Here is a 9,771-nt window from a genome sequence, read left to right as displayed (position 1 = left end):
CGGCCGCGGGAGCCGGAACGCCGGTGCGCAGGGACCGTTGGCGGACGTCGCGGTCGGCTGACGGCAGGCCCCACCGCCGCGCGCCGACCGGTGTGACGGCGCCACGGACGCCTGAGGCCCGTGCGCCGCCATCCTACTCGCGGGACGCGGGGGTGTTCCGTGCCCGGCGACGGCTCCGCGCGGGAGGGGCGACAGGGACGCCCGCGCCTTCGGGTGCGTGTGCGGCCCTATGCTGGGTGCGCCATGACTTCCGCAGATCAGCCCGCGCCCGGGCACGCCGCCGGGCGCCCCGCTCCGGTCGCCGAGCGCGACACCGCCGCCGTCGAACTCCAACTGGGCCGCCCGCCGCGCGGTGTACGCGCGATCGCGCACCGCTGCCCCTGCGGCCTGCCCGACGTGGTGCGCACCGCGCCCCGGCTGGAGAACGGCGAGCCCTTCCCGACCCTGTACTACCTGACGTGCCCGCGCGCCGCCTCGGCCATCGGCCGGATGGAGAACGAGGGCCGCATGCGCCGGATGCAGGAGCGCCTGGGGGAGGAGCCCGAACTCCGGGCCGCCTACACCAGGGCGCACGAGGCCTACCTGGCCGAGCGGGCCGAGCAGGCGCGCCTGGACGGCGTCGAGCCGCTGCCCGAGGGCATGCAGAGCACCGGTGGCATGCCCACCCGGGTCAAGTGCCTGCACGCACTGGTCGCCCACGAGCTGGCCGAGCCGGGGACCAACCCCTTCGGAGCCGAGGCGCTGGAGGAACTGCCGCACTGGTGGGACAGGGGCCCGTGCGTGTGTGTCGACGAGGACGCCCCCGAGGGCGACGAAGGGAACGCATCATGAGCGGTGTCGCGGCCATCGACTGCGGAACCAACTCCGTCCGGCTGCTGATCGCCGACGTCGTCCACGTGGGCGAGGACGAGGTGCAGGTGGTCGACGTCGACCGGCGCATGGAGATCGTGCGCCTGGGTGAGGGCGTGGACGAGACCGGGGCGTTCGCGCCCCAGGCGCTGGAGCGCACCTTCGAGGCGCTGCGCGGGTACGCCGAGGCCATCGAGGCGCACGGCATCGCCCTGGGCCCGGACGCGGTGCGCATGGTCGCCACCAGCGCCACCCGGGACGCGAGCAACCGCCAGGTCTTCGTCGACGGCGTGCGCGACATCATCGGCGTGGAGCCCGAGGTGGTCACCGGCCTGGACGAGGCCGAGCTGTCCTTCGTGGGCGCCACCGCCGAGCTGGAGGCCGAGGGCCCGGGCGAGGACCTGGCCCCGCCCTTCCTGGTCGTGGACATCGGCGGCGGCTCCACCGAGTTCGTCCTGGGCGGCGCCTTGTCCGGGGACGACGGCGAGCTGGTCCGCGCGTCGCTGTCGGTGGACATCGGCTGCGTGCGCATGACCGAGCGCCACCTGCGCAGCGACCCTCCCACGGCGCAGGAGGTCGCGGCGGCGACCGCCGACATCGAGGCCGCGCTGGACGAGGTCGAGCGGGTGGTCCCGCTGCGCGAGGCCGCCTCGGTCGTGTGCGTCGCGGGTACCGCGACCACGGTCGCCGGTATCGCCCTGGACCTGCCCGAGTACGACCCCGAGCGCATCCACCACACCCGCGTGGGCGTCGCCGACCTGGACCGCATCACCGGGGAGCTGCTCAAGGCCACCTCGCGGGAGCGGTCGATGATCGGCGTCATGCACCCGGGCCGGGTGGACGTCATCGGCGCGGGCGCGCTCGTGCTGTCGCGGGTGCTCGCCCGCACGGGGGCCGACTCCTTCACGGCCAGTGAGCACGACATCCTCGACGGTGTGGCCTGGAGCCTGGTCGTGTGACGCCGCCCGCGGGAGGGCGCCCCACCGGGCGTCTTCCGCGGTGCGCGCAAGGGCGCCACGGGTGAGACGTGTCACCCCCCAGGGGCCTTGTGAATGCTTTCACAACCGTTCTGACCTGCGGAAACGTCGGTAGGGTGGAGCGGGAAGTGGTGGGAAGGTGAGCCGGTGTGAACCTTCTCTGTCGGAGGGGGCTTGTGAAAGAATGCACAAGCGAAGGGACGAAGCACCCCGCTCCGACCCGGGCGGCACCCCGCCGCGACCACGGCGCGGGCGACCGAAGACCGTGACAACCTCGCGGCCCCTGGGAAGGGGCGCCACACAGAAGAACCGTTAGGGCGGAAATGCGATGACCGAGAGCAGGAACTACCGGCTGGTACACGGCGGAGGGGACGACGCGGAGATCCCGCACATCCTCATCGTCGGCGGCGGTTACCTCGGGATGTACACCGCGAGGCGGCTGGAGAAGAAGCTCGGGGCGGGCGAGGCGCGGATCACCGTCATCGACCCCAACTCCTACATGACCTACCAGCCCTTCCTGCCCGAGACCGCGTCCGGCAGCATCTCGCCCCGACACGTGGTCGTCCCGCTGCGCAAGGTCTTCAAGCGGGTCCGCGTCCTGGGCGGCAGGGTCGTGCGCATCGACCACGCCGACCGCACGGTCCGCTACGAGCCCAACGTCGGCGAGGCCCAGACCCTCGCCTACGACTACCTCGTCATGGCCGCCGGAGCGGTCTCGCGCACCCTGCCCATCCCCGGCCTGGCCGAGTGGGGCATCGGGATCAAGACGGTCGAGGAGGCCGCCTTCCTGCGCAACCACGTCCTGGACCAGCTCTCCATCGCCGACTCCACCGACGACGAGGCCATCCGGCGCAAGGCGCTGAACTTCGTCTTCGTCGGCGGCGGATTCGCCGGGGCCGAGGCCATCGCCGAGCTGGAGGACATGGTCCGCGACGCCGTGCGCCACCACCCCTCGATCGGCCTGGAGGACGTGCAGTTCTACCTCATCGAGGCGGCTGACAAGATCCTCCCCGAGGTCGGCCCCGAGGTCGGCAGCAAGGCGCTCAACCAGCTGCGCCGCCGCGGCATCGACGTCCGGCTCAAGACCTTCCTGGAGTCGGCGGTCGACCAGCACATCAAGCTCAGCGACGGCACCGAGTTCGACTCGGGCACGCTGGTGTGGACCGCGGGCGTCAAGCCCAGCCCGGTCGTGGCCGCCAGCGACCTGCCGCTCGGCCCCAAGGGCCACCTGGACACCAGCGAGTACCTGGCCGTCAACGGCGTGGAGAACGCCTTCGCGGGCGGCGACAACGCGCAGGTGCCGGACGGCAACGGCGGCTACTACCCGCCCAACGCCCAGAACGCGGTCCGCCAGGCCCCGGTCCTGGCCGACAACGTGATCGCCGCCCTGCGCGGCACCGAGCCCAAGGCCTACCGCCACAAGAACCTGGGCGCGGTCGCCGGGCTCGGAGTCCACAAGGGCGCCGCCCAGCTGTTCGGCAAGATCAAGCTCAACGGCCGCCTGGCCTGGTACGCGCACCGGTCCTACCACCTGTTCGCGGTCCCGACCTTCAACCGCAAGATGCGCGTGCTCTCGGACTGGACGCTCGCCCTCTTCCTGCGCCGCGACTACGCCGCGCTCCCGGAGATGGCCGAGCCCCGCCAGGCCTTCGAGGAGGCCAGCCACCCGCAGATCGAGGACGGCCGCCTCCGCCGGGTCAGCTGACCGGGCGCGGCCCACGCGACAGGCGCGCGACACGGCCGGCTTCCCCGAGGGGAGCCGGCCGTTTCCTGTCCCAATGCGGCCAAGCCAAGTCAAAGTGGGCAATCAACCCGCCCGGTATGATGGGCCACGCCCTCGTAGCCCAATGGAAGAGGCAGGCCCCCTAAAAGGGTCACAAGTGTCGGTTCGAGTCCGACCGGGGGTACCCACGGCAACCAGCTCCGACGACGCCTGCTCACCGAGCAGGCGTCGTGTGTTTCGCGGGCCGGACGCCGCCCCGTGTTCCCACGGGGCCTCCGCGTCGGTCCCTCAGCGCGTCGGCCCCTGCTGCTCCATCAACAGCTGCAACTGCGTGAACAGGCGCTCCCCGGGGTCCCCCAGGTCGATCCCGCTCACCGACGCCGCCCGGCGCACCCGGTACCGCAGCGTGTTCGGGTGGATGTGCAGCCGCTCCGCCGCCGCCCGCGCGTCCCCGAACGCCTCCAGGTAGGCCAGCAGGGAGCGCACCAGGTCGGCGCCGCCCGCGCGGTCGTGCTCGATCAGCCGGCTCACCCGCGGGTCCCGCAGCGACGGGTCCTCGCGCAGCCGTGCCAGCGTCTCGCTGACCAGCACCCGCGAGCGCACGTCGGAGATGGTCGCCACGTCCCAGCCCGGACCCCGGTCGGGAGAGCGTTCCACCGCGTCCAGGACCCGGTCCGCCTCCGCACGCGAGTCCGGCACGTCCCCCAGCCGCTCCACCAGCGACCCCACCGCCGCGCGCACCTCCAGTCCCAGCGCCGCGCGCGCCGCCGCCACCGTCTTGCGGGTCAGCGCCAGCACCGACCGCTCCACCCCGCGCCGCCCCTCCCGGACGCGCGCCAGGTCCGGCAGCAGCACGTAGACCCGACCGCCCAGCGCGGTCACCAGGGCGCTGCGCCGGTAGGCCGCGGTGTGCACCGACACCAGGTCGATCAGCTGGCGTCGGCGCAACTCGCGCTCGGGCCGGTCGGGGCGCTCCTCAGCCGCGCCCTCGGACCCCTCGACCAGGGCGAACGCCACCACCAGCGCGCCCCGGTCGGCGTGCACCTCCACGGTGTCGGCCAGCGCTCCGGCGTCGATCCTGCCCTCCAGCAGGCTCGACAGCAGGTCCTCGCGCAGCCGCAGCCCCGCGCTGGCCTGCGTGCGCTGGCGGATCATCTGCAGCGCGGTGGTGCGCGCCGCGCCCAGCAGGGCCTCCTCCGCGTGCTCGGCCAGCGGCCGGTCGCCCTCCTGCACCCAGATCGCGCCCAGCGGCTGGCGTCCCGCGTGGATGCCCACGGCCAACCGGCGCCTGATGCCCAGTTCGGGGTGCTCCTCCACCCGCACCACCTCCTCGCCCGCGCGCAGCTTGGCGAACACCCCCCACTCGCGCAGCAGCGCCAGGTACGACTCCGGGCCGCGCCGCCCCAGCACCGACAGCCGCCGCAGCTCGTCCACCTCGGCGCCGCTGGAGTAGGCCAGCACCCGGCTCGCCGCGTCCTCGATGCTCACCAGCCCGCCGGTGAGCCTGGCGATGGTCTGCGCCATGGAGAACAGGTCGCCGCCGGACTCGCCCAGGTCCTCCGAGGCGGTCAGGCGGGCCTCGTCCAGGATGGACCGGCACACCGACTGCAACTGGTCCCAGCGCACCTCGGGGCGCACCGCGAGCAGGGCGATCCCCGCCTCCCGCGCCTCGGTGCGCAGCGCCCGCGCCTCGTCACCGCCTCCGGGCCGGGGGCGGCCGGGGCGCGTCCCGGCGGTCGGCGGCGCCTCCTCCGACGCCGGGTGCGCGCTGGTCTTGACCGCGACGGCCGTGGCGCCGCGCTCGGCCAGCGCCCTGACCAGGCGCCGCGCGGAGGCGCCCCGCGCCCCGATCAGCAGCACCAGGTCCCCCTCGCGCACCTCCGTGCGGTCCTCCGGGTCGAGGATGACGACGTTGTCCACCTGGACATCGAGCCCGTCCGGGGCGGCGGCCACATCCACGACGGGGTCGCCCAGGGCCAGCAGCAGTCCGCGCAAGGGCAGACCCGTGGTCCTGTCATCGGATGAACCATCCTGAACAGGAGGAACCTCCGGCCGCGGGTGCGGTCGGGGCGCCCCGCCGCCGGAGGCGGGACGCGGGTCGGAAGCGGGGCGGTCGTCGCTCATGTGTGTCCCATTTTGTCCTGGAGAACAAATAAGGCGGGCAAAGAGTGGCCTGGTCCACAAGGTTCGCACGCCCTGCTTCTGGGAGCGTTGAGTCAGCCAACCCTGCTTGTTTCAGGGACATTCTTCACCGGGAAGGTGCCCATGGACGCCGTGACCAACGTCCCTCTGCCCCAGAACGAGCCCGTTCTGTCCTACGCGCCCGGCAGCGCCGAGCGCGAGGAACTCGTGGCCAAGCTGGAGGAGCTCGGCAGCCGGAGCATCGACCTGCCGATGCGCATCGGCGGCGAGAGCCGCATGGGCGGCGGCGAGCCCATCGACGTCGTGCAGCCGCACCGCCACGCCGCGGTCCTGGGCACCATGCGCAACGCCACCCACGAGGACGCCCGCGACGCCGTCGCCGCAGCCAAGGCCGCCGCCCCCGCCTGGCGCGCGATGTCCTTCGACGACCGCGCCGCCATCCTCCTGCGCGCCGCCGAACTGCTCTCGGGCCCCTGGCGCGCCACCATCAACGCCGCCACCATGCTCGGCCAGTCCAAGACCGTGCAGCAGGCGGAGATCGACTCGGCCTGCGAGCTGATCGACTTCTGGCGCTTCAACGTCTCCTACGCCCGCGACCTGATCGCCCAGCAGCCGCTGAGCGTCAAGGGCGTGTGGAACCGCATGGAGCAGCGCCCCCTGGAGGGGTTCGTCTACGCGATCACCCCCTTCAACTTCACCGCCATCGCGGGCAACCTGCCCACCGCCCCGGCCCTGATGGGCAACGTGGTCGTGTGGAAGCCGTCCCCGACCCAGCAGTTCGCCGCCGAGCTGACCATGCGCCTGCTGGAGGAGGCGGGCATGCCCCCCGGCGTCATCAACATGGTCACCGGTGACGGCCTCGCCGTCTCCGACGTCGCCCTCAACGACCCGGAGCTGGCCGGTGTGCACTTCACCGGTTCGACCAGGACCTTCCAGCACCTGTGGAAGAGCGTGGGCGAGAACATCGCCAACTACCGCTCCTACCCGCGCATCGTCGGCGAGACCGGCGGCAAGGACTTCATCGTCGCCCACTCCTCGGCCGACCCCGAGGTCCTGCGCACCGCCATCGTGCGCGGCGCCTTCGAGTACCAGGGCCAGAAGTGCTCGGCCGCCTCGCGCGCCTTCGTCGCCCGCTCGGTGTGGGAGCAGGTCCGCGACGACCTCGTCGCCGAGACCGAGGCCCTGACCATGGGCGACGTCACCGACCTGTCCAACTTCGTCGGCGCCGTCATCGACCGCCGCGCCTTCGACAAGCTGGCCAAGGTCCTGGAGGACGCCAAGTCCGACCCGACCCTGACCGTCCTGGCGGGCGGCACCGCCGACGACTCCGTCGGCTACTTCGTGCGCCCCACCATCATCGAGGGCACCGACCCGTCCCACGACGTGTTCCGCACCGAGTACTTCGGCCCGGTCGTCGCCGTCCACGTCTACGAGGACGAGAAGTTCGACGAGGTCCTCAAGACCGTCGACGAGGGTTCGGCCTACGCCCTGACCGGCGCCGTCCTGGCCAGGGACCGCGCCGCCGTGGCCAAGGCCAGCGAGGCCCTGCGCTTCGCCGCGGGCAACTTCTACGTCAACGACCGCCCGACCGGCTCCATCGTGGGCCAGCAGCCCTTCGGCGGCGGGCGCGCCTCCGGCACCAACGACAAGGCGGGTTCGGCGCAGAACCTGTCCCGCTGGTCCAGCCCGCGCGCCATCAAGGAGACCTTCGTCGCGCCGACGGTCTCCTCCTACCCCCACCAGGGCTGACGAGGGGCCCGGGCACCCTTCCGTCCTGAGGGGGCCCGGGAACCAGCCCGCATCCACCGGCGCGGCCGGGACGAACCCCGCCGCGCCCCGCCCGCGCCAGCCCACCGGCTCGCGCACGTCTTTCCCGAGGTCACCATGCTTCGCAAACCCCTGCTGCTCGCCGCCAGGTCCCAGACCTGCCGCACCATCGTCGAGCGCACCCCCGTCACCCGGGCCATGGTCAAGCGGTTCGTCGCGGGCTCCACCCAGGACGAAGCGCTCCCCGTGGTCGGGGAGCTGACCCGGGACCGCCACGTCACCCTGGACTTCCTGGGTGAGGACACCACCGACACGGCCCAGGCCGAGGCGACGGTGACCGCCTACCGGGACCTGCTGGCCGCGCTGGGCGAGGCGGGCCTGGCCGAGCGCGCCGAGGTCTCGGTCAAGCTCTCGGCCGTGGGCCAGTTCCTCAACAGCGACGGCGAGAAGATCGCCCTGGACAACGCCCGCCGGATCGCCGAGGCGGCCAAGGCGGTCGGCACCACGATGACCCTGGACATGGAGGACCACACCACCACCGACTCCACGCTGGGCATCCTGCGCGAACTGCGCCAGGACTTCCCCTTCGTGGGCGCGGTGCTCCAGGCCTACCTGCGCCGCACCGAGGCCGACTGCCGCGACCTGAGCGGGGCCGGTTCGCGCGTGCGCCTGTGCAAGGGGGCCTACGACGAGCCCGAGTCGGTGGCCTTCCGCGACAAGGCCGAGGTGGACAAGGCCTACGTGCGCGCGCTGCGCGTGCTGATGGAGGGCGAGGGCTACCCGATGGTGGCCTCGCACGACCCGCGCATGATCGCCATCGCCGGCTCGCTGGCCGCCGCCAACGGCCGCGGTGAGGACGACTTCGAGTACCAGATGCTCTACGGCATCCGCGACGCCGAGCAGGTCCGGCTGGCCGCCGAGGGCAACCGGATGCGGGTCTACGTGCCCTACGGCGACGAGTGGTACGGCTACTACATGCGCCGTCTGGCGGAGCGTCCGGCGAACGTGCTCTTCCTCGCCCGGTCCCTGGTCACGCGCGGCTAGCGCGGCCGTCACGGCTCCGTCGCCCGCGGGCGGCCCGGGCCGAGGGGGAGGGGGTCGGTGTCCTCGGGCGCCGGCCCCCTCCCGCGTGTCCGCGGGGCGGGCGCCCACGCGCCGCGCGAGGGCCGCGTGCCGGCCCCGGCCGGGCCGCGGCGCCGTGTCTGAACAGTGACCTTGCCCGTGGAACTCCGGATGAGGAGCGTACGTTACCTTGTGGGCAGCAATCCACGCGTGAAAGGGTCTTGACTAGACATGCGGATGCGGAGTTCCAACCCCGTCCTCAAGCGGGCGCTCCAGCAGGCCGGTCCTGCCGGGCACGCCCAGCAGGGGTTCAACGGCCAGCCGGGTTACGGCTACGGCCAGCAGCAGGGTCCCTACGGCCAGCCGGGGTACGGACAACCGTACCCGCAGCAGGGGTACGGCCAGCCCTACCCCCAGCAGGGCTACCCCGGCGGTCCGGTGCAGAGCACCGACAACCAGCCGATGACCATCGACGACGTGGTCGTGCGCACCGGTATGACGCTCGGCGTGGTCGCGGCCTTCGCCGTCGTCAACTACTTCCTCTTCAGCTCGGCTCCGGGCATCGCCGTGGTGCTCACCCTCGTGGGTGCGCTCGGCGGTCTGGTGCTGGGCCTGGTGATCTCCTTCAAGCAGATCACCAACCCCGTCGCCATCCTGAGCTACGCCGCCCTGGAGGGCCTGCTCGTCGGCGGCATCTCCGCGATCCTGGCCAACAGCCTGTCGGTCACCACCGGTGACGCCAGCGCGGGCGGCACGCTCGTGACCCAGGCGGTGCTGGGCACCGTCGTGGTGTTCGCCGTGATGCTCGCCCTGTACAAGTTCCGCGTCATCAAGGTGACCGACGGCTTCGTCAAGGTCGTCACGTACGCGGTCATCGGCGCCGCGGCCCTGATGCTGGTCAACTTCGTGGCCAGCTTCTTCATCGCGGGCGGCATCGGTCTGCGCGAGCCCAGCCCGCTCGGCCTGCTCGTCGGCCTGGTGTTCGTGGTCCTGGCCGCGCTGACCCTGGCCATCGAGTTCCGCGGCATCGAGGAGGGCCTCAACGCCGGCATCCCCAACAAGTTCGCCTGGCAGTTCGCCTTCGGCCTGACCGTCTCCCTGGTCTGGCTCTACATCGAGATCCTGCGCCTGCTCTGGATCATCAAGTCGATCTTCGCGGAGTAGTCCGCGCCCGACGCGCGGAGCACTCCCGCGGCCGCCCGCGGCGTCCGCACACCCACGCGAGGGGCCGCCGCCCGGACGGATGTCCGG

7 protein-coding genes and 1 tRNA gene are annotated in these 9,771 nt (G+C 72.5%); 7 read left to right on the top strand and 1 reads right to left on the bottom strand.

Annotation, left to right across the window (positions count from 1 at the left end; genetic code table 11):
- The first annotated feature begins 243 nt into the window (after window positions 1-243).
- The 4 genes from DQW06_RS05460 (at window position 244) to DQW06_RS05445 (ending at window position 3,733) form a co-directional block, all read left to right on the top strand.
- The gene (locus DQW06_RS05460) at window positions 244-831 is read left to right on the top strand and encodes a DUF501 domain-containing protein (protein WP_013151132.1); all 588 of its coding nucleotides are present in this window, start codon (window positions 244-246) and stop codon (window positions 829-831) included.
- Entirely contained in the window at window positions 828-1,808 is a 981-nt protein-coding gene (locus DQW06_RS05455; protein WP_117198077.1) for a Ppx/GppA phosphatase family protein, read from the top strand. Before DQW06_RS05460 ends, DQW06_RS05455 begins: the two co-directional genes overlap by 4 nt.
- Window positions 1,809-2,154: 346 nt before the next feature.
- Window positions 2,155-3,531 (top strand): NAD(P)/FAD-dependent oxidoreductase, encoded by a 1,377-nt coding sequence (locus tag DQW06_RS05450; protein ID WP_013151134.1) that lies wholly within the window; start codon window positions 2,155-2,157, stop codon window positions 3,529-3,531.
- A gap of 128 nt (window positions 3,532-3,659) precedes the next feature.
- Window positions 3,660-3,733 (top strand) — tRNA-Leu (locus tag DQW06_RS05445).
- 104 nt (window positions 3,734-3,837) lie between these two features.
- On the opposite strand, the gene DQW06_RS05440 is transcribed toward DQW06_RS05445, so the two are convergent.
- Window positions 3,838-5,673 (bottom strand): helix-turn-helix domain-containing protein, encoded by a 1,836-nt coding sequence (locus DQW06_RS05440; RefSeq protein WP_232832959.1) that lies wholly within the window; start codon window positions 5,671-5,673, stop codon window positions 3,838-3,840.
- Between the two features lie 141 nt (window positions 5,674-5,814).
- On the opposite strand from DQW06_RS05440, the gene pruA reads away from it, so the two are divergent.
- From pruA to DQW06_RS05425, 3 genes are all read left to right on the top strand, one after another.
- Window positions 5,815-7,440, top strand: coding sequence for an L-glutamate gamma-semialdehyde dehydrogenase (gene pruA / locus DQW06_RS05435; RefSeq protein ID WP_013151136.1), 1,626 nt, complete (start codon window positions 5,815-5,817; stop codon window positions 7,438-7,440).
- 135 nt (window positions 7,441-7,575) lie between these two features.
- A complete protein-coding gene (locus DQW06_RS05430; protein ID WP_013151137.1) occupies window positions 7,576-8,502 on the top strand; it encodes a proline dehydrogenase family protein in 927 nt (308 codons plus the stop codon).
- Between the two features lie 249 nt (window positions 8,503-8,751).
- Window positions 8,752-9,684, top strand: coding sequence for a Bax inhibitor-1/YccA family protein (locus tag DQW06_RS05425; protein WP_013151138.1), 933 nt, complete (start codon window positions 8,752-8,754; stop codon window positions 9,682-9,684).
- Window positions 9,685-9,771: the final 87 nt, after the last annotated feature.

Origin of the sequence: Nocardiopsis sp. TNDT3 (assembly GCF_003427465.1) — a bacterium.
Lineage (GTDB): Bacteria > Actinomycetota > Actinomycetes > Streptosporangiales > Streptosporangiaceae > Nocardiopsis > Nocardiopsis dassonvillei.
The sequence above is the reverse complement of the archived record's forward strand: the minus strand, read 5'-3'. Positions and strand labels throughout refer to the sequence as shown.